Genomic DNA, 24,378 nt, shown 5'->3' with positions numbered 1-24,378 from the left:
TATTTAATTTAAATCTGAAGCGATTTGTAACAAAATCTGAAAGAATTCAACATATAAGCAAATCAACAATTAAATAGTTATAATTATGACATCACACGAAATAGATTACAGAATTTACGGCGAAGAAATGCAATTTGTAGAGATTGAACTTGATCCACAAGAAGGCGTTGTTGCCGAGGCAGGAAGTTTTATGATGATGGACGACGGCATTAAAATGGAAACTATTTTTGGGGACGGATCACAAAAAGATTCTGGATTCTTCGGAAAAATTTTAGGCGCTGGTAAGCGAATTTTAACAGGTGAAAGTTTATTCATGACAGCATTCTATAATGATTTCACAGGAAAACGAAATGTGTCTTTTGCTTCGCCTTATCCAGGTAAAATAATACCTATAGATTTAACCGAATTTAGAGGAAAGTTCATTTGCCAGAAAGATGCATTTCTATGCGCAGCAAAAGGTGTTAGTATTGGGATTGAATTTTCAAAAAAATTAGGAAGAGGCTTATTTGGAGGAGAGGGTTTTATCATGCAAAAGCTGGAAGGTGATGGTATGGCATTTGTGCATGCTGGAGGAACGATGGCAAAAAAGGTATTGCAAGCAGGAGAAACGATGAAAGTCGATACAGGTTGTTTGGTTGGTTTTACTCAAGGTGTAGATTATGACATTGAATTTGTTGGAGGCATAAAAAACACAGTTTTTGGAGGTGAAGGTTTATTCTTTGCAAAACTACAAGGACCAGGAACAGTTTATATTCAATCCTTACCGTTTAGCAGATTGGCAGGACGCGTATTAGCATCAGCACCTAGAGGTGGAGGTAAAGATAAAGGTGAAGGCAGTATTTTAGGTGGTTTAGGCGATTTATTAGATGGCGATAATAGGTTTTAGAGTTCTAGGTTTCTGTTAAATTTTTGTTTAGAACGTTGAAACATTGATTTTTTTTACTAAATTTAAAATGTAATTATAAACAAAAAGCCTATATACACTTCTACTTAACTAAACCTAAACCCAATTAAAAAATGGCAAGAGCAATGTTCGAGTACACCAAAACAGTACTTGCAAAAGTGAGTTTTGACAGTACGTTGTTCTGTAGAGAATTAAAAAAAGCACTTAGTCGTTTGTTACCATACGAAATTGAAGAGCTTAAGATTTACATCAAATCTTTGATTCTACAGAATCCAGAATTAAATCAATGTTTAATATTACTAAAACCATAGAAAAAAGCGACTCACGAGTCGCTTTTTTTATGCGATGTTTTCAAAATTTTATTTTGGTAACGGACTAATAATTTTTACATTCTGAAAAGTAATAGCACCTCGTATAATACCAGAGATGACGTTGTGCAAGGCATCTATAATTTGCATCTTTAATTCATTTTTATGATAAATGAGACTCACTTCCCGAGCAGGAGATGGGTCGTTAAAATGACGAAGTTTCTCTTGTTGTTTATCGTTCAATTCCATAGTGTGTAAATATGGCAACAAAGTCATTCCTAAACCTTCATTTGATAATTTGATTAGGGTTTCAATGCTTCCACTTTCTAACTGAAACGAATCATCTGTGTGATTTTTAAAGGATTTACAAAGATTAATGACACCATCCCTAAAGCAATGTCCATCTTCTAATAAAAGCAAATCATCAATATCTAAATCTTCAGTTTCTAATTTTTTCTTTTTAAAGAGACGATGGTCATTAGGAACATAGGCTACAAAAGGTTCATAATATAACACGCGCTCTTTGATGGTATCAAAAACTAAAGGTGTAGCAGCAATGGCAGCGTCTAAATGTCCATCATTAAGTCTAGCTATAATCTCTTCGGTGGTCAATTCTTCAATTTTGAGCTTAACTTTAGGATATTTTTTAATAAATGCTTTTAAAAACATTGGCAAAAGCGTTGGCATTACTGTTGGAATAATACCAAGTTTAAATTCGCCACCAATAAAGCCTTTTTGTTGATCTACTATATCTTGAATCCTCTCAGATTCATCAACAATATTCTTAGCCTGAAGTACTATTTTTCTTCCAACATCTGTAAGCTCAATAGGTTTTTTACTCCTATCGAAAATTAAAACATCTAATTCGTCTTCTAGTTTTTGTATTTGAGTGCTTAATGTAGGTTGCGTAACGTAACATTTCTCTGCTGCTTTGGTAAAATTTTTATGTTCCGCTATTGCTAAAACATAATTTAACTGTGTTATAGTCATATCTATTCATTTAGACTATAAAGATATAAATACTATTCATAAAAACTATAATTAATTTAATTAATCTTTTTTTAAATTTGTATTAACAAAAACAATAAGACATGAAAATAAATAGTATAGGTTTAGATACCAACAAGTCAAAAGCAATCGCTAACGATTTAAATCATTTGTTAGCTAATTTTCAAATTTATTATCAAAATTTAAGAGGAATCCACTGGAATATTAAGGGGAAACGTTTTTTTGATTTGCATAATAAATTTGAGGAATTATATACTGATGCTAATTTAAAAGTAGATGAAATCGCTGAGCGTATTTTAACGTTGAGTGAAACGCCATTACACACCTTTGATGATTACATAAAAGCAGCAAAAGTTCCAGTTGGAAAAAATGTTTCTGAAGATGAAAAAGCAGTGAAATTAATCGTTGAATCGTTGACTGAGCTCTTAAAAATAGAACGACAAATTCTTTCAGCTTCAGATGATGCCAATGATGAAGGAACGAATTCTATGATGAGTGATTTCATAACCGAACAAGAAAAAACAGTTTGGATGATGAAAGCCTGGTTAGGTGAAAGTGTTTAAAGAATAATCGCAAATAAAATAAGCCCTTTGAGATGTTTCAAAGGGCTTATTTTTTTAAAATTTATTAGTTTTTTAATTGCAAAACCGTTCAAACTGGATAAATTCATTGCCATCAGCAGATGTCAAGAAAACATAGCCTTCATTACATTCAGTTACAATCCAGTCGTATTGCGAAAATTCATTATATGGTGAACTTGTAATATTAAATGACATTAAAATAAATCCTTGTGATGGATTTGATGTCAACCACCAGTCACCACCAACCGTTTGATTTGTTCCTTCACTTGTAATCTCTATAATTCCGCTTTGAAAAAATTGTGCTAATTCGGCATTTACAGTATCATAAAGGCTTGTATTCATATACCAGTTGCATTGCAGTAAATTAGCATATAATTCTTGCTCACTACATTCACCTGGATTATTCACATTACAATCTTGTGTAAAAATTATCGATTCATCTCCTGATTCTAAAATTAATACGCCATTTGCTTCACAAACCGTTACAGTCCAGTCTAAATCTGATACTACATTGTATGGTTCTGGTAAATCAAAAAACATATAGACTTCGCCAGTGCCAGTATTGGTCTCAATACTCCATGTACCATTAATAGGCTCATTAGATCCTGTGTTAGTTGTTAGCATTAAAGTGCCATCAATATTAAACTCATATCCAATAATATTGTTTAATAAACTTGTATTTGCAAGCCATGTGCATTCAATTAAATTTTGAATAATTTCTTGCTCATTACATGGTCCTTGTTGAGTTTCACAATCTACAAAATCTGCCTCTGTAAACCCTTCGCATTCGGCTTCACAAGCATTTAAAAATGTTATAATTTCGATATTTCCACTCGGAGATTCAACTTCAACACACACTGGCTCTACAACTCCAGGACATGGACAGCCACCATTACTGTCGCAATACTCTAAAAGTGCTATAAACGCTTCTTCATTTCCAATGGTTAATAGTTCATCATTTACAACAACATCAAATGAATATACAAAATCAAAATAGTAAGCATTGTATAGGGCATTGTCTAATTCAGCCTGAGAATTTACGGTAATAGTTACATTTTCATTAGTAACTATTGTTAATGGAAACACAAATTCAAAACAATTATTCCCACCAGGATTGTTATAATCATTGACACAATTTTCTATAAAATCATTAGGTGTAAATCCATCACACAAGGCATAGCACTCATTCGGATATGTTATTGTGAATGTTTCACCATCAGGAGCTTGAATTTCAACGCAAACAGGATCAAATACTTCATAGCATTCGCAGGTGTTAACCGAGTCAAAATCACAACTTTCTAACAAATCATAAAACTCATTTTCATTGTTAATAGTCACTATTTCAATAGCTCCAGAACCGTTATAAGTTTCAACATGAAATGGAAACTCAACGCCATCAATGAATAAATCGTTTGTTGAATTGATTAAAATTGTAATCAAATCGTCTAAACTACTTACACTTACTGTAGTGCCATTATTATATGATAAGTTTAATGGATACACAAAATCAAAACAGTAATCAAATACAATATTTCCCGATGGGTTTGCCGATGGAATGACATCGCCTTGAGCATTAAATTGTTGTGCAAGTCGGTTTAGGGATTCTGTTATAGCTTCAGTTTTATCAATATTTTGCTCTTCAACTATAGAATCGTTATTAGAACAGGATGTAAATAAGCCTGCAATCATAGCAAAACTTATAAGTATTAATTTAAAATTTTTCATCATAGAAATTTTATGGTTAATGTATTTTTTTGGCGATTAATCATAACTAAGACAACGCTTAAAAAAAATACCCTACTTTTTTCTCTAATTATTTTTTAGTTAGTTTTGAAACATCGATTTCTAACACAGCCAATGCCTAAAGATCAACAAAATATTTGCCATTCAAAAACTTTTGAAGCGCTCTACAAAATGTACGCTAAGGATTTAAGACGTTTTATTTTTTTTAAAACTCAGGATCTTGATCAGGCTGAAGACATATTGCAAGACACGTTTATAAAATTATGGGATAACTGTAGTAAGGTTAATTATAATAAAGCCAAAAGCTATTTGTTTACTGTAGCTACAAACACATTCTTAAATACCATAAAACATGAAAAAGTCGTAAGAAAACATCGTGAAGGTATTTCAAATCAGCAAACCAATGAAACTCCCGAATTTATACTGTTAGAAAAGGAGTTTATGGATAAGTTAGAGCGTACGATCAATTCGCTACCTGAAAAACAAAAAGAAGTGTTCCTGCTAAATAGAATTGAAAAAAAGAAGTACAAGGAAATTGCTGAGCTTCTTGGTATTTCTATTAAAGCGGTCGAAAAACGAATGCATTCAGCTTTGTTGGTCATAAGAGAACATATTGGTCATGTATAAAATTGTAATTAAAAGTAGGGTTTTGTATCATCCAGTTGTCATATTATTAGAAAACCATGAAAGATAAAGAATCACATAATACAAATGATACCTTTTTAGCACAATGGCTGGAAGGAGAACTCTCAGATATTGAGCTCAAAGCATTGGTTTCTGAAAACGATTACAAGTCGTTTTTAAAAATCAGAAAAGGTCTTGAAATTTATGATGGTTTAGAGGCTTCTACTGAAACATCATTTGCTAAAATTCAAGAGCAGATTTCCAATAAAAAAGGAAACGTTCGTAAATTACATACCAATCCATGGCTAATTGGTATTGCAGCGTCTATTGTGTTGTTTTTCGGATTATTTTCAATTCTCGGAAATGATATGGTAAGCATTGAAACCAGTTATGGTGAACAAAAAACCATTGCTTTGTTAGACGGTTCTGAAGTTATTATGAACTCCAAATCTACCTTAACTTACAACGAAGACAACTGGGAAACTAATCGTAAACTTCAACTAAAAGGAGAGGCTTATTTTAAAGTTAAAAAAGGAAGCACCTTTACTGTAGAAACCGAAAATGGCAAGGTTCAGGTTTTAGGAACACAATTTAACGTCAACACGGTTAATGATTACTTTGAAGTGGTTTGTTTTGAAGGAAAAGTAAGCGTTGCTATTAAAGATGAAACTTATATGTTATTGCCTGCAAATTCTGTGAGACGAATCAACGGAAATGCTATCGAAACATGGAATAATCCTGATGTTAATCCGAGTTGGATTCATGGCGAAAGTAGTTTTAAAAGTGTGCCTTTGATCTATGTCATTTCAGCTTTAGAATCGCAATACAATATTGATATTCATTCAGATGCTATTGATACAAATATTATTTATACGGGTAGTTTTACTCATGAAAATTTGGACACTGCATTGCAAACAGTTTTTAAATCTTTACAGATACAATATTTTGAAAAAGAAAAAGGAAACATTTATTTGAACTTAAAGTGAAAAAATTGATTATTTGCTTTTTGGTAGTTTTACCACATTTAGCCTTTTCGCAAGAAGAGGCTAAATTGTATATGAGTTTCAATTCAACTCCTTTACAAACAGCTTTTGAAACTATTGAAGAGGTTTATGACGTTCGTTTTTCATATTACGATTCTGTTTTAGGGGAAAAAACTGTAACTCTAAAACGGGAAAAACGCTCTTTAAAGGAGGTGCTTTCAGAAATTGAAATACAAACCAGCCTTAAATTTGAAGTTTTAGACAATAGGTACATCATTGTTTATAATAACAATGAAGAAGCTAATATTCAAGAATTAGATAGAGTAATTGTCAATAGTTATTTAGCCAAAGGTATTTCAAAACGCAAAGATGGTTCGTACCAAATCAATCCAACACATCTTGGTATTTTACCTGGACTTACAGAGCCAGATGTTTTAGAAAGTATTCAATTATTACCAGGTGTTGTGAGTCCGAACGAAACAGCTTCTGGGTTTTTAGTTCGAGGCGGAAAGATGGATCAAAACCGACTCATTTGGGATGGCATAAATATCTATCATAAAGGGCATCTGTTCGGAATGATTTCTCCATTCAATCCTAATGCGACTAAAAATGTGAATTTCATCAATAAAGGTTCACATCCAAGATATGGAGAACGTGCTTCGAGTGTGATTTCAATGACTACCAATTCAACTATTGAAGATGATTTAAAAGCTCAAATCGGATTTAATGGTATAAATGCTGATGCTTATCTAGACGTACCAATTGTTAAAGAAAAATTAGGTGTTCAAGCCTCTGTGAGATCAAGTTATACCAATTTATATCAGTCGGTTACTTTTGATAGACTGGCAGATAAAGTATTTGAGAGTACTAAAATTGCAAATGGAAATAATCCTGGTAATGATTTCAGTTTTTTAGATTTTAATATCAAATTAAATTATAAACCAAACGAAAATAACAGCATGTTTGCGAGTATAATTTCAATTGATAATCAGTTGGATTACACAGTAAATAATTCTCAGACAAATCAATCATTTAATGATCGTATGTCGATTACAAACAGAGGTTATAGTTTAGGTTGGAATACACAATGGAATGCTAACCTAAAGCAAATGACTTCAGCCTTCTTTTCAGATTATGAACTGGATTATAATTACATCACTTCTGAAGCTAATGAGGAAACATCGCATTTTGAAAAGCGAAATCTAATTTTCGATTCTGGAGTTTCAACAGAGTTTGAGCAAACAATTAATTCAAATAACATTCTGACTTTAGGATATCAATATGTGCTTAAGGATGTTGGTTATATTTTTAAAAACACAAGTAATCTGGAATTTATTTTAGATCAGGATGAATCTGTAGTGCAAACCCACAGTTTATATGCGCAATACGATTATAGAAATCCGAAATTATTTGATGTGTCTATTGGTGCAAGAGCAACTTATTTTGATGAGTTAAATGCCTATCGTTTTGAACCTCGACTCTTAGTATTCAAGCCATTATTTAAGAATGTCAAACTTCAGGTTTCTGGTGAGATTAAAAATCAAATCATCAGTGAAATTGATGAAACAGTAATTAGCGATTTATCTTTAGAGAACAGACTCTGGCGATTGGCAAATGGTAACGATTTTCCAATTATAAACAGTAAGCAAGTGTCTTTAGGGTTCATTTATACCAATAATGGATGGACAATCGATATCGACAATTACTATAAAACTTTAGACAATATAACAGCCTTGTCATTGGGTTTTTTGAATCCGCAAAACAGTCAGTTCAATTTAGGCGAGCAAAATAGTTATGGTGTTGATGTGTTTTTACGAAAACGCTTTAATGGGTTCAACTCTTGGGTGAGTTATTCATTTAATAATTCGGAAAGCACCTATCGTAACCTGAATAATAACAATGCATTTACATCAAGATCAAATGTGATTCATTCTGTAGCAACATCATTGAGTTATAAAATTTCAAATTTTCAAGTGGCTTTAGGTTGGCGATGGCAAACAGGAAAACCATATACACCATCGACTCTTGGTGCTGATGGACTTGAATTTAATGATGGAATTAATACCAAGCGTTTGCCAGATTACCATCGTCTGGATTTTTCTTCAACCTATAGTTTCAGTTTTTCGGAAAACTCTAGAATTAAAGGTAAGATCGGACTTTCAATCAGGAATGTTTACAATAAGAATAATCTAATAAGTAGAGAATATTTCGGAAACAATGACTTTAATAATGAGATTGAAGTGATTGATAAATTCTCCATAGGATTTACACCTAACCTTATGTTTCGATTGTATTGGTAAAACGATTTTAGATTGGCATTTATAGCGTCAGTTTGAGCACAGTCGAAAAGCTTAGCCTTTTGTCTTAACAACTCAAAAATATTACAACAATCCTCTTGCCTTAATCTCCAAGTACTTGTTAATCGTATTGATGGTTAATTCTTCAGGAGCAGTTAAAATACTCTGAATGCCGTGTTTTTGAAGTTCTTTGACCATGAGTCGTTTTTCATAAGCAAATTTTTCAGCTATGGTTTTGTGATATATACTTTGTATGTCTTCAGCATTTGAAGAAATCAGTGTTTCTAACTCCGTATTTTCAAAAAGAATGACCACTAACATGTGCTTTTTTGAAATGGCTTGTAAGTAAGGTAATTGACGTTTTAAGGCGCTTATGTGTTCAAAATTTGTGTAAAGCAATAACAAACTTCGATGTGTTACTTTTCGTTTGATTTGTGCATATAACAACCCGTAGTCACTATCATTAAACTGGGTATTGATGCTGTATAAGGCTTCTAAAATCTTATTCAGATACGTTAATTTATGAATTGCAGGAAGAACATGCTCAATGTTTTTTGAAAACGTTATTAAGCCTACTTTATCATGTTTTTTTAAAGCTACATTACTAAAAGCTAAAGCCGAATTTATAGAGTAATCTAAAAGCTTTAAACCATTAAAAGGCATTTTCATCACACGTCCAGTATCAATAACAGAGTAGATAGGTTGTGATTTTTCATCCTGAAATTGATTTACCATCAATTGCGCTTGTTTAGCTGTAGCTTTCCAGTTGATGGTTCTGTAGTCGTCACCAACGACATAATTTTTTATTTGTTCAAACTCTGAAGTATGGCCAATTCGTCGTATTTTTTTGAGTCCGATTTGCGTGAGATGATTTCCTATAGCTAAAAAATCATATTTCTGCATTTGAATGAATGACGGATAAACAGGAACCATTTGTTCATTTTGAAACTGGTATTTACGTTTCACAATAAGTAATCTGGTAGAAATATAAACGTTTAGGTTTCCAAAAACATACTCACCACGTTCCACAGGTCGTACATCATAAATAAAATCATGATGTTCATTTGGTTTTAAACTAATTTTATATGAAAAATCCCGTTTTTGAAATTGAATGGGTAACTCATCAATGACATCTACAAAAATCTGAAACGGATAACGGTTATTTAAGGTTAGTGGAATAGCATTTTCGTCACTATTAGAAAGTTTGTCAGGTAATAAGCGTCGTGCAGAAAAGGCTTTTTTAAAGCGATAGAGTAGAAGAATGTCGGTAAAAAGAAGAACTGTCAATACAATTGCAAGAATCCAGGCAATTGGATATAAAAGAGGAAGCCAGTAAGACACTAGAAAGCACACCGAAACTACAGCTAAATAGATGTAGAATTGCTTATGAATGTATATTGACTTCAGGAATTTCATTTTATATTTTAACAGGTATGTCTTTAGATTGATATTTTATTTCTAACACCAAACAACGCTTAACGAGGGACTTCAACAGATTGAACAATCATTTCTATCACTTGCTCTGTGGTCATGCCTTCCATCTCGCGTTCTGGAGTTAAAATAATTCTGTGATTTAAAACTGGATCAACGGCTTTTTTTACATCTTCAGGAATCACAAAATCTCGTCCGTTTATAGCTGCAAATGCTTTAGCTGTATTTAATATCGAAATTGAAGCCCTTGGTGAACCACCTAAATACAAATGTGGATGGTTTCTGGTTTTAGAAACGATTTCTGCGATGTATTTGATGATTTTTTCCTCAACAACAATGGCTTGTGTTTTTGCTTTATAGTCTTCAAGGCTTTTGGTGTCTAAGACAGGTTCAATTAGTGTTTGAGGTAATTTGCCCTGACGTTTGTGATGTGATTCAATGATTTTTATTTCATCTTCTAAACTAGGATAGTCCACTTTAATTTTAAAAATAAATCGGTCTAATTGAGCTTCAGGTAAAGCATACGTTCCTTCTTGTTCGATTGGGTTTTGAGTGGCTAAGACCATAAAAGGAGCTTCAAATTTGTATGTTTTACCATCAATAGTTGCTTGACGTTCTTCCATAGTTTCAAAAAGTGCTGCCTGAGTTTTTGCAGGAGCTCTGTTGATTTCATCAATAAGTACGATATTTGAAAAAATTGGTCCTGGCTTGAATTCAAATTCAGAGTCTTTCATGTTTAAGATTGAAGTTCCCAAAACATCACTAGGCATCAAATCTGGAGTAAATTGAATGCGACTAAAATTAGTTTTTAAAACTTTAGCAAATAACTTCGCTGTAATGGTTTTTGCAATACCAGGTACACCTTCAATCAATACGTGTCCGTCAGCTAAAAGTGCGACAATCAATAATTCTACAAATTGATCTTGACCAACAATAACTTTACGTAGTTCGTGCTTTATGCTATCAACAGCATTTTTTAAATCCTCTAAAGGAATTCTATTGTTAAAATCTAGGTCTTTTTCTTCCATGAGTTATTACTTTTAAAAGTTTCAATGAGCTCATTTAATCGCTCTAATTGTATGTTGTTAAGTCTGGTGTTTTTATCAAATTCTGCAATAGTCGTAAACAGGTGTTTTGTGTCATCTACACTATTGTTACTTCTAGCAGCAAGGTTTTTCAAAAATTCATCATCAATAATTGTAGTGCTTAAGTGTAAATGTGTTCTGATATATTCTAAAAAATGCTGAATCTTATGTTGTGCTATCTCATAATGCTTTCCTTTTTCATAATACATATTGGCAATAGTTCTTGTAAAATCTAAGGTTTGATTACGAAGCGGTTTAACAATAGGAATTGCTCTTTGTTTGCGTTTTCCTTCAAAAATAATATAAATTACAACGCCTATAAGCATGATGTAATAAGCCCATTTTAGTGCTTTGTTATTAAGCATTATGTACATTGGTGACGTATAATACGATTTGCCCGATTTGTAATAATGGTCGACATATATAGGTTTAGATTGGTCTATATACGACATTATTCCTGCAGTATAATTTTGATTCGGACTATTTAAAATGAAGTAATTTGTAAAGGCTTGAGGAAATGTGCTTAAATATATTGTACCATCTCCAAAAGGTTGTCTTATAAAGTTTATAGGTGTTTCAGTTATCGTAGAATCCTCAGCTTCCTCATCAAATTTAAAGCCTTTTACTGTGCTAATTATTTTGGTGTTAAGCGTGTCAATTTTATTAAAATGGGACACATATTTAGTCCTGTCAAAAGCGACTGTTGTTGTGTCTAAAAGATGGTTACTAAGCTGAAATTGAAACGTATCACCTTCTACTTCAAAAATACTAATGATGTCTATGTCTAGGTTTAAAGTGTCTAAAAGCTGATCTTCGAAGTCTTCTGAAGCTATAAATAACGTATTACCTTTAGAGGTCCAATCGAGCAACCTGTCTAGCTCAGTATTGCCAAATTGAATGGTATTATTAATAAACACATACGTGCCATTTATCGAATCAGTTTGAGATAGATTGAGATAAGGAGGTGTTTCAAGGTTTATAATTTCAGAATGGCTAAACAATCGTTCCAGTTGTTCGTTGAAGACATAAGTGCCAAACGGGATTTTATGATGCTTCGCATACGAGGTAAACCAATTCACCTGTTTAGGCTTGGAATACTCCATGAGTACAATTCCGAAGATTGCCACTGCTGTTAAGACGATATAAAATTTTACCTTTTTGCTCACAATTACTTGACGCTGTTGTTTAGGGATTCAAAAGGAATCTTTAAACTTTCAAATCGTAACTCATCAATATTAAATTCACCATACCATACATAATCATAAATTCTGGTGATATTTTTGAAATTACTTTTAATAGATTCTGATTCTATTTCGGTAATGTAATCTTCATTTGTTTTTTCTTGTTGCCAGGTAATGACTTGTTTTTCTGTAAGGTATTTTAGCGATAAAAGATAATAATAGCGAATCGCTAATCTATAATTCTTTTGTGCAATAGCATTATCAATCAAGGCATTAATATCTTCGTTTTTGATAATTTGTTCATCTTCAGTAAACTGAAAGCCAGCCGATTCATTTTGTCCAGTGATAAGTGTTCTGGAATTAACCCTTAAGAAGAATCGTATCAGCAAGAAAATCAGGAAAGCTAAAATCAGATAAGGTAAAACATTGAAAATAAAATACAAAAGGCCTTGTGCTTCTCCAACGCCAAAAATAGCCTCAATAATCTCACGAATAATATTGCTAACCCATTCAGAAAACCTATTGAACGCTCTAACAATAAAATTATCTTCAGGTTCAACTTCGATATAATTAAAATCCTCATCAGCTTTAAATGTTTCAAGATCTTCTTCTGAAATCTTCTTCACATCAAGATCAGTCTGGTCAAAGTTTTCCACTACATTCTTGTCCTGAGCTATTGTAAGCAATGGAACAGTTAAAAGAATACAGAAAAATAACTTGAGTACTGTCATTTATTCTTCAGATTTCCCAAGTGAATTAATACGCTCTAGTGTACCCGAAAAGTATTTACGTTCATTTAAATTGAAGTATATAAATGCCGATCCTACAATGGTAATAACGTTAAGTATGTATTGAAAGAACTGGCTTAAAACATTTAGAAAAATATAAACAGGATCCACAAAGGTATCCAGACTACCAGGATCTATCTCGCCACTAAAAATACCCATTTTTGCATAGGTGTAGATTATAGTTGGGATGGCAAAAACACTGGATACTACCCAGTAAATGATTAAAAATACTAGTATTGTGGCTAATGTTATCCAAAATTCATCTTTTATAAGCGGAAAGCTTTTTGCATACGCATCGGAAGCACCAATTTCTTCAAAGACCAAAATGGGTAAGACTACGACCATAGGAACCACAAAATAAAAAACGGGTAAGCAACAAATTAAAAAGGATATAAATATAGTAAGTCCCTTTAGAATTGAGAGACCAAGAAAACGCCATAGATATTTATAAACATCACGTTTCACTTCTTCAACATTTACAATGCCTTTATGTTTAACATACGATTTTATGTAGTGCAATACAGTTGATGTCGTAAACGTATAGGCAAGAATTGCAGTGCCAAAATATAGACCATAGGCTGAAATTAGTTTCAACGGACTACTATAAAACTGGTTAGATTGAATTAAATCAAAATTGAATTGATCGCCAACGATATACATATAAAATACCATAGCAAACAAAAATAAGGCTACGTAAGGGCCTGATATGTTTATGAGAGCACCAAAGAAAGGTTTGAATTCATTTCTAATAAAAGCAAACGTATCTGCTAATAATTCTCCGAATTCACGTTGTTTTTTTAATTCTATGAAACTTTTCATGGTGTACGAATTAGTTTAAAGTTCATTTAGTTGTATGTTTTGGGACTTTCTATGTAGCTGTATTGGATAAATTACGTAATAATAAATAACAATAAAGAGCGATCCTCCAATTATGAGTATCGCTAGCCAATCTGGCATTTCAGTATGTCTGGTAACAAAGCCTTCAAGTAAGCCAGCAACTATAAAAAAGGGAATAGTACTTATTAAAATTTTAAGTCCGTTAATGACGCCACGTTTAAACGATTCTAATCTGGTATAAGTTCCGGTAAAGAGCATTCCATTACCCAAAACCAATCCAGAGCAACCAGCAATGATAATGACAGAGATTTCAAAGGTTCCATGTATCCAGATGGTTCGAACCGATTCCCATAATAGACCCTTTTCATAAAAGAAGTATTGAAAGCTTCCGAGCATAATAGCATTTTGCATCATGATAAATAAAGAGCCAACTCCAAACATAATACCATAGGCAAAGGCCATAAGTGCCACTCTTATATTGTTTATTGTGATGCCTAAAGCCATATTAAATTCGCCCATTTGTTTGTAAACTGCCATTGGGTCGTCATTTTCAATATTTTCGATAGTCATGTTTACATAAGCATCTCCAAGAATTGAGCGAACGAAGTCACCTTCGGTTGCTGCAGAGTAAGCTCCTACAATACAGAACAATAGAAAGACTAAAAACGAAATTAACAACTCGCGATGATGCTGATAAAACATGGTTGGGAATTCAGTTTTAAAAAATGAAATCAACCGATTTTTAGGTTCTTTTTTAGTTTTGTAAATTTTTTGATGCGCCTGAGATGCTATTTGATTTAAATAACGCTCTGTATTACTGTTTCGGTAAAAGGTTTTAGCATAACTCAGGTGATCTGTAATTTCTATGTATAAATCAGAAAGTTCATTAGGATCAATTGTATTATTATTTGAAAGAACGCTTTCAAATCTTAACCATTTGTCTTTATTTTGCTTAACGAAAGCAGCTTCTCGCATTAGAGGACTTAATTTACTTTCAAAGAAAAGAAAATATGGAGGAATTTCAAATAGAAACAGCCCAAAATGTGGGTATTCAACAAAATGTAGCCAACCTAGGAGACAGATTGTTGGCTTACCTACTTGATACCTTGATTATTGGGTTGTATATTTTTGGTATGATTATGATCATGATATCCATAGATTTAGATATGAGAGACTTTTGGGCATTATGGCTCTTAGTGTCTTTACCTGCATTTCTGTACTATGTGCTATTAGAGACCTTTTGGAACGGACAAACGATTGGTAAATATACTATGAAGACCAGAGTTGTTAAACTTGATGGCTCTAAACCCAGTTTTGCTAATTATTTTGTGAGATGGATTCTTCGTATTGTAGATGTTTCGCTAACTAGTGGTGGATTGGCGGTATTAACGATACTCATTCGAGGAAACGGTCAGCGTGTTGGAGATATTGCGGCTGGTACAACGGTAATTAGTGAGAAAGTGAAATTGACGATAAACGATACATTGTTGAAGGAAATTCCAAGTGGTTATGTTCCAACCTATAGTCAAGTCACAGTTTTTAAAGATGACGAAATGCAACTTATAAAAAATCTCTATGATCAAGCCATAACCAAAGGACAGCATAATATTATCTTGTCTTTATACAACAGAATGATTAAAGTTATGGAAGTCGAGCCACTACAAAAGCCTATCGAATTTGTAGATACTGCCATTAAAGATTACAATTATTACACACAAAATATGTAAGCGAATTGTAAAGTATTTTTAACTTTTGTAATCACTGATTATAAAATTGGTTATTAATTTCAGAATTAATTCGCTTCATTAAATATATATAACAGAGTTGAGTACTTTTACCTCATCTAGTTTAATCAATTTATGTTTTTTCAAGTCTTAGATATTTTAGGAACTATAGCATTTGCTATTTCGGGTGTTCTGGTAGCACTTAATAAACGTATGGATCCTTTTGGAGTACTTATTATTGCATTTGTAACGGCAGTTGGAGGTGGTTCTCTTCGTGATGTTTTAATCGGAATACAACCTGTGTCATGGATGACCAACATGACTTACGTCTATGTGATTTTTGGTGCTACTGTATTTGCTATTGTATTTAAAAGTAAACTGAATTATTTGCGTAAATCTTTATTCTTGTTCGATACCATTGGAATTGGTCTATACACAGTTGTTGGAATTGAAAAAGGTATCATTGCAGAATTGCATCCCATTATTTGCATCGCTTTAGGAACCATGACAGCATGTTTTGGTGGTGTTATCAGAGATATTTTGTGTAATGAAATTCCGGTAATTTTCAGAAAAGAAATTTATGCAACCGCTTGTATACTGGGCGGACTCACCTATTTTTTACTCAGAGAATTTATGGCAGATACGAATTTTATATTTGTTATCGCTGGAACTATTGTCATTGTAACACGCCTGTTAGCAGTAAAGTTTAAAATTAGTCTACCTAGTTTGTATAAAGATGACAATTGAGAGTTTCTAGTAAGCTTTATATTTATAACAATACTTCATTAAAATAGAAAATCCCATTACCTGAGTTTAAAACCAGATAATGGGATTTTTTTAATTTAAATTACTTAGTGGTTGGCACAGGAAATCCTCGATCTCTCATTAATGCTTCAATTTTAGCATCACGACCTCTAAAAAGACGATACGCTTCGGCAGGATCCATAGAATTTCTAGGCGCAAATAAGTATTTTACTAGTTTTTCGGCAACATCGGCATCGTAGAAACCACCTGGTGCTTCTTTAAATGCTTCGGAAGCATCAGAAGTTAGTACATCTGCCCACATATAACCATAATACGCAGTGGCATAACCTTCACCTGAAAATACATGTCCGAAATGTGGCGTTCTATGACGCATTGGTAATTCTTCTGGCATGTTAAGTTCGGCTAGAGTTTCACGTTCAAACTTATCAATATCTATATTTTCAGGATCTGCTAAGTGTAATTTCATATCCATTAAAGCAGACGCTAAGTATTCCGTGGTTCCAAAACCTTGATTAAAAGTAGAAGCCTTCTTAATTTTTTCAACTAAAGAAGCCGGAATTGGCTCACCTGTTTTATTGTGTACTAAAAACTGATTGATCACTTCATCGGTAGACAACCAGCGTTCTAATAACTGCGATTGGAATTCCGTGTAATCTCTAACACCACCATTAAGTGTTGGGTATTTTACATTACTTGAGAAGAAATGTAAAGCATGTCCGAACTCATGAAAAAATGTTGTTGCATCATCCCAAGACACAAGTACAGCTTCACCAGGAGCAGGTTTAACAAAATTAGAATTGTTAGATGCCAATACATTAGTTTCACCTTCATAAGACGTATAACTTCTGTAGGTTGTTGCCCAAGCACCAGAACGCTTTCCTTCACGAGCATAAGGATCTAAATACCATAAACCAATGTGTTTTCCTGTATCTTTATCGGTAACTTCCCAAACCTTCACATCTTCATGAAATACAGGAACAGAGCCTTCTTCTACAGGTGTGAATTTATAATTAAATAATCGTCCGGCTGTATAAAATAAAGCCTGAGTTAATTTGTCAAGTTGAAGGTATTGTTTGACTTCATCACTATCTAAGTCGTATTTTTTCTTACGTACTTTTTCAGCGTAATATCTGTAATCCCAAGGTTCAATGGTAATGTTGTCACCAAGTTCGTTTGCAACCGTTTGCATGTCTTGAACTTCTTCTTCAACTCGTGCAATGGCAGCTGGCCAAACAGCCATCATTAAATCCATAGCATTTTCAGGCGTTTTAGCCATGCGATCTTGTAAACGCCATTGCGCGTAATTATCATAGCCTAAGAGTTCTACACGTTCTCTACGTAATTTTAAGATATCTGCAATAAGTTGATTATTGTCATACTCATCACCATTGTCACCACGCGAGTAGTAGTTCGTCCATACTTGCTTGCGCAATTCACGATCTGTTGAATACGTTAAAAACGGATCCATTGAAGAACGCGTATTAGTTATCGCATATTTGCCTTCCTGACCTTTATCTTTGGCAATTTTAGCAGCCGATTTGATAAATGATTCTGATAAACCACCTAACTGGTCTTCGTTTAGATATGTAACATAATTTTCTTCATCGTGAAGCACGTTACTTGAGAAGGTTGTGTAAAGTGTAGATAATTCTTTATTGATTTCAGCGTAACGTTTTTTCTTAGCTTCATCAAGATTAGCACCATTCATTTCAAAACTTTTGTAGGTTAAATCTACTACACGTTGCTGGTCTGCTGGTAAGGGATTTTTTTGAGAGGCATCATAAACAGCTTTAATGCGCTCAAAAAGCTTTTTGTTTTGAGAAATTTTTGAACTGTAATCTGATAGCTTAGGCGCTAATTCTGCACGAATATCTCTGAATTCAGGAGACGACATATTGCTACTCATAATTCCGTAATAGGTATAGACTCTGTCAAGTTCTTTTCCAGAACTCTCCATCGCTACAATCGTATTTTCAAACGTTGGTGCTTCTTCAGAATTTGCAATGGCATCGATATCTTCAAGACTCAATTCTATTCCAGTTAAGATAGCGTCCTTGATGTCATCGACTTTCATTCTATCAAATGCAGGTACACCTTCATAAGGACCTGTCCATTCTTGTAACAACATATTGTTACTCATTGCAGTTGATTGTTCATTGTTATCGGATTGTTTTTCGTCTTTTTTGCAACTTGCAAAAAGTACGATACTGCATAAAACAGCAGCTTTAATTGATTTTGAAATCATTGTGTTAATTTGAATTAGTTTTAGTGTGGCTCAAGATATCGAAAATTAGCTTGAAATTATGTTTCAGATATGTTAAAAAGTGAGTTGTTCACTTGTTTGTTGCAAAGTTGATTGGTGTTGAGATGAAGACAAATTTCCTTAACACCTAAGCGACAAACCTTATTCGATAATTTCTACGGTTCTGATATAGACATTCTGTAAAGGCCAATCGCCATCATCTGTTTCGACTTCGGCTATTTTATCACAAACATCCAGTCCGTTAATAACCTTTCCAAAAATTGTATAATCACCATCCAGTTGATACACATCTCTCAAGGTGATAAAAAATTCATAAGGTGATGCCAATTTATGCGGATTGTCAATATCACTACTAGGCATGGAAATAACGCCTCTGTCATGTTTAAAGCCACGTTTGGTATCTGTAGGTAGTAAGTATTTGCCGATTTTTCGTCGTCGTTTCATGACATCTCTATCATCAGTACTGCCTCCTTGCACGATGTAATTTTCAATAACACGATAAAATTGTGTATTATCAAAATAGCCTTGTTTTATAAGATAAATGAAGTTTGCACGATGGAATTTCGTCTCGTTGAATAGTAGGATATCAATGTTTCCAAAATCGGTTACCAGACGGACTTTATTTTCTTTGTGCTCTTTTTCATACTGCAGAAAGAAGTCCATAGCATTATTTTCAGTTAGAATAGGATATTCTCTTTTAGGCGTTTTTTGTGATGCACTTTTTGATTTATAATGTTCTTTTTTTTGAGTAATAGCTAAGGAATCTGAAGTTATGGTATTTGTTTTCTTACGAGATTGTTTATCTTCACAATTCATTAAGCACATGCTAATCACTATAAAAAAAAGTCGCTTCATTTTTTAAGATGGATTTCAATACATTTTTAAAATCGGTATCAAAAATAAAAAATCTAGAACTTCCAGGCGAAGCATCTCAGATTAAAATGTCGCCTCCATATCGTTTGGAATTGATGGAGCGTAACAGAGCGTTGATGAAAACAGCAAAGCAAGCAGCCGTTTTGGCCTTGTTTTATCCTAACCAAGATCATGAAACACATTTGATATTAATCTTGAGAAAAACCTATAAAGGCGTGCATTCGGCTCAAGTCGGATTTCCTGGAGGGAAACTAGAAGACAATGATTTAGATTTAGAAGTGACAGCTTTAAGAGAAACCCACGAAGAAGTTGGCGTGCCAAGGGATGCTGTTGAAGTTTTAAAACGAATGACACCTATGTATATACCACCAAGCAATTTTACAGTGCATCCGTTTTTTGGAGTAACTCAGCAAACTCCAAAGTTTATTAAACAAGATGAAGAAGTTGAAGACTTAATTGAAGTGCCACTCTCACATTTTTTAGATGAATCAACTGTTTTCCAAACCACTGTGCCAACATCATATGACCTTCGTGTTGAGGTTCCAGCTTTCAAATTAAATAATCATGTGGTTTGGGGCGCAACTGCTATGATGCTAAGTGAAGTGAAAGACTTGTTAAAAAAAGTGCTCTAAGTAGGAGTTTTTTGTAAGTTTGTCTTTCCGCTTAATAACAATGATTTAATGGGATTATTTAAAAGAAACCCTTTTGGGCACATACTTTTTGTAAAAAAATGGCTAATCAGAATTTTGGGTGCTTTAACACACCGAAGATTTAGAGGTTTTAATGAACTACAAATAGAAGGTTCAGACATTATAAAAAATCTTCCTGATACAAACGTGCTTTTTATTTCAAATCATCAAACGTACTTTGCTGATGTTATTGCCATGTTTCATGTCTTTAATGCGAGCCTTAGCGGACGCCTTGATAGTATAAAAAATGTAGGGTACTTATGGAATCCTAAACTAAACATGTACTACGTGGCTGCTAAAGAAACTATGAAATCTGGTTTGCTTCCTAAAATTTTTGCTTACACAGGCTCAATTAGTATTGAGCGTACTTGGCGTTCAGAAGGAAAAGATGTGAACAGACAAGTGAAAATGAGTGACATTACCAGTATCAAAACAGCATTAGATGATGGTTGGGTAGTGACATTTCCACAAGGAACAACAACACCATTTAAGCCTATTCGTAAAGGAACGGCACATATTATTAAACAATACAAGCCCATTGTAGTACCTATCGTTATAGACGGTTTTCGACGCTCATTTGATAAAAAAGGACTTCGCGTTAAAAAGAAAAATGTGTATCAATCTTTTGAGATAAAAGCACCTTTGCAAATTGATTATGAGAATGAAAGTATAGCTGACATTGTTGAAAAAATCGAATATGCTATTGAGCAACATCCTTCATTTTTAAAAGTGATTCCTCAAGAAGAATTAGAAGAAAAAGAACGACTAAATCAAGAACTACGAAACTGGTAGTTTGTAGCTGTTGTCTTTAGGATGCTCTGTTTTTGAATACCTGAATATTGTTAACTTAAACAGTTTCAATTCCGAGCCAAGTAACGTAATAGCTTACATCATGATCTTCAATATTGAGGGTTATGCGTTACGTCATTTAAACCTCTAGCTTTTTAAGTTCAAAGTAATTTCTATTCAAACGTTTTAAAAGAATACCATAAATAAGCCAGTAAAATAGGAGTAACACACTTATAGCGATTACTAAGCCTATAATAGTCACTAAGGCTATACTGGCGTAATATTTAAATAGTTCACCACTCGCTTTTGCGTTTTCTAACAATACCCTTGAGCTTTCGTCATGATTGATTGCGTAAGGCATCATGTAAGCAACACCTATCACTAAAACCACTAAATTGAAAAACACGTACTGTTTAACAGTTCGTCTGGTTTTTAAAATATTTTCCATTAGGGTTTTGGCATTATCAGTGGTATTAATAGTCTTATAATTGATATAAAACCTATAGAAGAAATAGGCTAAAACCGCATAAGAAAAAATTGAGATTATTATAAAACCTGCATTTTTATTCATACCAGCCAATTCTAAATTATAACCTGAAGCTTTCAAACCGAAGGAAATAAATAACCAAAAGACAAATTCTAAGATACTTATTATAAATATCCATTTTACTATTGAAGATGACTTACTCAATATCATATTATAAATGTCATTATATGATACTTTAGGATAGACCTGATCTTCTTTCTTCCAGTCTTTTTTTAATAATTCTAATTCATCCATAGGATTACGGATTTAATATTGTTCTTAATTTTTTCTTAACCCTGTTCATTTTAACACGTGCATTTACTTCAGAAATACCAAGGGTTTCACTTATTTCATTATAATTTTTGTCTTCGAGATATAAAAACACCAATGCTTTTTCAATGTCATTAAGCTGATGAACAGCTTTGTACAATAGTTTTAATTGCTGTTCTTCGGTATCGTCATAAGGCTCAGATTTTATTTTAAACTGAACATTTTCAAACTCCTCAGTGCGTATTCTTCGTTTTGATTTGCGATACAGTGTAATTGCTGTATTTAAACCTACACGATACATCCAAGTACTAAACTTAGCATCACCTCGAAACTTTGGATAGGCTTTCCATAACTGTATAGTTATCTCTTGAAACAAGTCATTGTGCGCATCCTGATTGTTGGTGTATAATCTACAGACCTTGTGCACTATGTTTTGATGTTTTTCGAGTAATTCAACAAAACTATGTTCTAGTGATTTATCCAAATTTTTATCGGTTAGTTAACTATAAGTAGCTCTCCTGTTTAAAATGTTACATTTTGTTTTAAGTAATCTTCAAAAATAAGATTTTAGTCTTGCTAAAACTTATCTTTGTATGGATAGTTTTAATTAAAATTATGAATATTCCCATATCAAATTTGCCTCGAGTTGTTATCATAGGAGGCGGATTTGCAGGTGTTAAATTAGTAAAAACATTGGCTAATAAAAACCTGCAGGTCGTTCTCATTGATAAGCATAATTATCACACGTTTCAGCCACTTTTATATCAGGTTTCTAGTTCAGGCTTAGAACCAGATTCTATCGCTTATCCACTTCGGAAAATTATTAAGAAACATAAAACGACCTTTTTCAGATTAGCTGAAGTAGAAGAAATTTATCCTGAGAACAACACTATAAAAACCTCTATTGGTATTATTGAATTTGATTACTTAATCATTGCTACGGGTACTAAAACAAATTTTTTCGGAAACGATACAATTAAAGCGCATAGTATGCCAATGAAAAGTGTTCCTCAGGCACTTGATATTAGAAGTTTGATTCTTCAAAATTTTGAAAAAGCTGCTATAGCCAATTCTAAACAAGAACGTGAGGCTTTTCTAAATTTTGTAATTGTCGGCGCAGGACCTACTGGTGTTGAACTTGCAGGTGCAATTGCAGAGCTTAAAAATAATATTCTTCCAAGAGATTATAAAGACTTGAATCCTACAGACATGCACATCCATTTGCTTGAAGGCGCTGAAAGAGTTTTGCCTCCTATGAGCAAATTTGCGTCTCAGAAAGCTGAACAATTTTTGACTGACCTGGGTGTTAATGTACATTGCAATACCCACGTTAAGGATTACAATGGAAACTTGGTAAAAACCAATACAGATCTTGAATTTCAATCCGAAACTTTAATTTGGGCCGCAGGTGTAACTGGTGCTCCTGTTCACGGATTGAAAGCTGAAGTGTTAATAGAAAAAAGCAACCGTTATAAGGTTAATCACTTCAATCAAATTGAAGGCTACGATACTATTTTTGCAGTGGGCGATATTGCCCTAATGGCTACTGAAGCTTACCCAAATGGTCATCCACAAGTCGCTCAACCAGCAATTCAGCAAGGAAAATTACTCGGTGAAAATCTGCTCAGAAAAATCAAGAATAAACCTATGAAGCCTTTTGTATATAACGATAAAGGTTCTATGGCTACCATCGGAAGAAATAAAGCGGTTGTCGACCTAAAACACTTCAAGTTTGGTGGTTTTTTCGCTTGGTTCGTTTGGATGTTTATTCACCTGATGTCCTTGGTAGGTTTTAGAAACAGAGTCATTGTGTTTTTTAATTGGACCTACAATTACATTAATTTTGATAAAGCAGCGCGCTTAATTATTAGGCCATTTAAAAAATAATTGGGGCGTTACCTTCGGTCAGGCTGTCCACTATATCTTTTTTGTTTTATATGATAACGTCATTAAAAAATTCGTAACCACAAAAAAGGATGCCGTTTCCATCCTTAACGCAAATTTCCGTTGTGCTTTAAAATTCCGATAACAATACAATACTGTGCTAAAGCATAGGTTAGCATAATAAAAATAGAACTTAAGGCTAGAGGTTGAAAAAACTTATCTAATGCTAAAATGCTGTCAGATACCATAAATAAAATGGCACCTGTGAAAACCCAGTTATAACTCATGACATGGTCTTGTTTCTGCCTCAAATACGCAGTTGTCGACATACTTAAAATGACAATCATATACACGATTACAGGAATTAATAAATTTCCTAAACCGTCTTTCATCATATAAAATAAAAGTGCAGCATAACATAACATAAGAGCTGTAAAACGTACTGGTGATTTATAAGGGTCTCTTTGTTTTAAAAATATAAGAACATACATCACATGTGCTACTAAAAAAGATCCTAAACCCAGCATAAAATAATTTGGACTAATGCCGTCAAATAATAGTGCAATGTCACCAGATAACGAACATAAAAGCGCAAGTATCGTCAATATTCGAACATTTTTAGTAATCAACTGACTCCGAAATAAGAAAAATAATAACAGCGATAAAACTATCAGAGGTTTTGTGAAATAACGTATTGAGGTTAAACTAGTAATGGATGCACATAGCAATTCGATGATTACAATGATAGCATAGATAGATGTGAATTTTTGCTCAGATTTAGAAAGCATTTCAAAAAGGTTTTTGTAAAAATATGCAATTCATCAT

General features: G+C 33.3%; 24 protein-coding genes. 11 read left to right on the top strand and 13 right to left on the bottom strand.

What is annotated here, in order from left to right; translation table 11 throughout:
• The first annotated feature begins 85 nt into the window (after positions 1–85).
• On the top strand, positions 86–886 hold the full coding sequence (locus TD18_RS08065; protein WP_040251027.1) for a TIGR00266 family protein: 801 nt from the start codon (positions 86–88) through the stop codon (positions 884–886).
• 131 nt (positions 887–1,017) lie between these two features.
• Positions 1,018–1,215, top strand: a complete 198-nt coding sequence (locus TD18_RS16995) for a hypothetical protein (protein ID WP_084205881.1) — start codon at positions 1,018–1,020, stop codon at positions 1,213–1,215.
• A gap of 48 nt (positions 1,216–1,263) precedes the next feature.
• On the opposite strand, the gene TD18_RS08060 is transcribed toward TD18_RS16995, so the two are convergent.
• Entirely contained in the window at positions 1,264–2,202 is a 939-nt protein-coding gene (locus TD18_RS08060) for a LysR family transcriptional regulator (protein WP_040251025.1), read from the bottom strand.
• A 101-nt stretch (positions 2,203–2,303) separates the two neighbouring features.
• On the opposite strand from TD18_RS08060, the gene TD18_RS08055 reads away from it, so the two are divergent.
• Positions 2,304–2,783: a Dps family protein gene (locus tag TD18_RS08055; RefSeq protein ID WP_040251023.1), complete on the top strand. Its 480-nt coding sequence runs from the start codon at positions 2,304–2,306 to the stop codon at positions 2,781–2,783.
• Between the two features lie 72 nt (positions 2,784–2,855).
• Here the strand turns inward: TD18_RS08055 and TD18_RS08050 are convergent, their stop codons facing one another.
• A complete protein-coding gene (locus tag TD18_RS08050) occupies positions 2,856–4,526 on the bottom strand; it encodes a hypothetical protein (protein ID WP_152611339.1) in 1,671 nt (556 codons plus the stop codon).
• Between the two features lie 132 nt (positions 4,527–4,658).
• Between TD18_RS08050 and TD18_RS08045 the strand changes: the two genes are divergently transcribed.
• The 3 genes from TD18_RS08045 to TD18_RS08035 are packed head-to-tail and all read left to right on the top strand — an operon-like array spanning position 4,659 to position 8,451.
• Positions 4,659–5,171 (top strand): RNA polymerase sigma factor, encoded by a 513-nt coding sequence (locus TD18_RS08045; RefSeq protein ID WP_040251019.1) that lies wholly within the window; start codon positions 4,659–4,661, stop codon positions 5,169–5,171.
• Between the two features lie 56 nt (positions 5,172–5,227).
• Positions 5,228–6,154, top strand: a complete 927-nt coding sequence (locus TD18_RS08040; protein ID WP_052461094.1) for a FecR family protein — start codon at positions 5,228–5,230, stop codon at positions 6,152–6,154.
• Positions 6,155–6,159: 5 nt separating this feature from the next.
• A complete protein-coding gene (locus TD18_RS08035; protein WP_152611338.1) occupies positions 6,160–8,451 on the top strand; it encodes a TonB-dependent receptor domain-containing protein in 2,292 nt (763 codons plus the stop codon).
• 81 nt (positions 8,452–8,532) lie between these two features.
• Here the strand turns inward: TD18_RS08035 and TD18_RS08030 are convergent, their stop codons facing one another.
• The 6 genes from TD18_RS08030 to TD18_RS08005 are packed head-to-tail and all read right to left on the bottom strand — an operon-like array spanning position 8,533 to position 14,745.
• On the bottom strand, positions 8,533–9,864 hold the full coding sequence (locus tag TD18_RS08030; protein ID WP_040251014.1) for a DUF58 domain-containing protein: 1,332 nt from the start codon (positions 9,862–9,864) through the stop codon (positions 8,533–8,535).
• 59 nt (positions 9,865–9,923) lie between these two features.
• The gene (locus TD18_RS08025) at positions 9,924–10,907 is read right to left on the bottom strand and encodes an AAA family ATPase (protein ID WP_040251011.1); all 984 of its coding nucleotides are present in this window, start codon (positions 10,905–10,907) and stop codon (positions 9,924–9,926) included.
• Positions 10,889–12,130, bottom strand: coding sequence for a DUF4350 domain-containing protein (locus TD18_RS08020; protein ID WP_040251008.1), 1,242 nt, complete (start codon positions 12,128–12,130; stop codon positions 10,889–10,891). The genes TD18_RS08025 and TD18_RS08020 overlap by 19 nt, the downstream gene beginning before the upstream one ends.
• A gap of 2 nt (positions 12,131–12,132) precedes the next feature.
• Positions 12,133–12,876 carry a hypothetical protein gene (locus TD18_RS08015; RefSeq protein WP_040251006.1) on the bottom strand — a complete coding sequence of 248 codons (744 nt, stop codon included), beginning with the start codon at positions 12,874–12,876 and terminating at the stop codon, positions 12,133–12,135.
• On the bottom strand, positions 12,877–13,752 hold the full coding sequence (locus tag TD18_RS08010) for a glycerophosphoryl diester phosphodiesterase membrane domain-containing protein (RefSeq protein ID WP_040251004.1): 876 nt from the start codon (positions 13,750–13,752) through the stop codon (positions 12,877–12,879).
• Positions 13,753–13,767: 15 nt separating this feature from the next.
• Positions 13,768–14,745, bottom strand: coding sequence for a stage II sporulation protein M (locus TD18_RS08005; RefSeq protein WP_040251000.1), 978 nt, complete (start codon positions 14,743–14,745; stop codon positions 13,768–13,770).
• Positions 14,746–14,780: 35 nt separating this feature from the next.
• Here TD18_RS08005 and TD18_RS08000 point away from each other — a divergent pair, with 35 nt between their 5' ends.
• Positions 14,781–15,497, top strand: coding sequence for an RDD family protein (locus TD18_RS08000; protein ID WP_040250996.1), 717 nt, complete (start codon positions 14,781–14,783; stop codon positions 15,495–15,497).
• 132 nt (positions 15,498–15,629) lie between these two features.
• Positions 15,630–16,241, top strand: coding sequence for a trimeric intracellular cation channel family protein (locus TD18_RS07995; RefSeq protein WP_040250993.1), 612 nt, complete (start codon positions 15,630–15,632; stop codon positions 16,239–16,241).
• A gap of 100 nt (positions 16,242–16,341) precedes the next feature.
• Here the strand turns inward: TD18_RS07995 and TD18_RS07990 are convergent, their stop codons facing one another.
• Together TD18_RS07990 and TD18_RS07985 are read right to left on the bottom strand one after the other, a co-directional pair.
• Complete coding sequence (locus TD18_RS07990) at positions 16,342–18,504, bottom strand: M3 family metallopeptidase (protein WP_040250989.1); 2,163 nt, start codon at positions 18,502–18,504, stop codon at positions 16,342–16,344.
• Between the two features lie 159 nt (positions 18,505–18,663).
• Positions 18,664–19,377: a peptidylprolyl isomerase gene (locus tag TD18_RS07985; protein WP_040250988.1), complete on the bottom strand. Its 714-nt coding sequence runs from the start codon at positions 19,375–19,377 to the stop codon at positions 18,664–18,666.
• 8 nt (positions 19,378–19,385) lie between these two features.
• Here TD18_RS07985 and TD18_RS07980 point away from each other — a divergent pair, with 8 nt between their 5' ends.
• Both TD18_RS07980 and TD18_RS07975 read left to right on the top strand, forming a co-directional pair.
• Positions 19,386–20,027 carry an NUDIX hydrolase gene (locus TD18_RS07980; RefSeq protein WP_040250985.1) on the top strand — a complete coding sequence of 214 codons (642 nt, stop codon included), beginning with the start codon at positions 19,386–19,388 and terminating at the stop codon, positions 20,025–20,027.
• 48 nt (positions 20,028–20,075) lie between these two features.
• Positions 20,076–20,876: a lysophospholipid acyltransferase family protein gene (locus TD18_RS07975; protein ID WP_040250982.1), complete on the top strand. Its 801-nt coding sequence runs from the start codon at positions 20,076–20,078 to the stop codon at positions 20,874–20,876.
• Positions 20,877–21,012: 136 nt separating this feature from the next.
• Here the strand turns inward: TD18_RS07975 and TD18_RS07970 are convergent, their stop codons facing one another.
• The gene (locus TD18_RS07970) at positions 21,013–21,654 is read right to left on the bottom strand and encodes a hypothetical protein (RefSeq protein ID WP_040250980.1); all 642 of its coding nucleotides are present in this window, start codon (positions 21,652–21,654) and stop codon (positions 21,013–21,015) included.
• Between the two features lie 4 nt (positions 21,655–21,658).
• Positions 21,659–22,153 carry an RNA polymerase sigma factor gene (locus tag TD18_RS07965; protein ID WP_040250977.1) on the bottom strand — a complete coding sequence of 165 codons (495 nt, stop codon included), beginning with the start codon at positions 22,151–22,153 and terminating at the stop codon, positions 21,659–21,661.
• A 131-nt stretch (positions 22,154–22,284) separates the two neighbouring features.
• Between TD18_RS07965 and TD18_RS07960 the strand changes: the two genes are divergently transcribed.
• Positions 22,285–23,556, top strand: a complete 1,272-nt coding sequence (locus TD18_RS07960) for an NAD(P)/FAD-dependent oxidoreductase (RefSeq protein WP_040250974.1) — start codon at positions 22,285–22,287, stop codon at positions 23,554–23,556.
• A gap of 104 nt (positions 23,557–23,660) precedes the next feature.
• Here TD18_RS07960 and TD18_RS07955 read toward each other — a convergent pair whose 3' ends face one another.
• Entirely contained in the window at positions 23,661–24,341 is a 681-nt protein-coding gene (locus tag TD18_RS07955) for a lysoplasmalogenase (protein ID WP_040250971.1), read from the bottom strand.
• Between the last annotated feature and the right edge of the window lie 37 nt (positions 24,342–24,378).

This window comes from Psychroserpens mesophilus, from assembly GCF_000826645.1.
Classification (GTDB): domain Bacteria; phylum Bacteroidota; class Bacteroidia; order Flavobacteriales; family Flavobacteriaceae; genus Psychroserpens; species Psychroserpens mesophilus.
The sequence above is the reverse complement of the archived record's forward strand: the minus strand, read 5'-3'. Positions and strand labels throughout refer to the sequence as shown.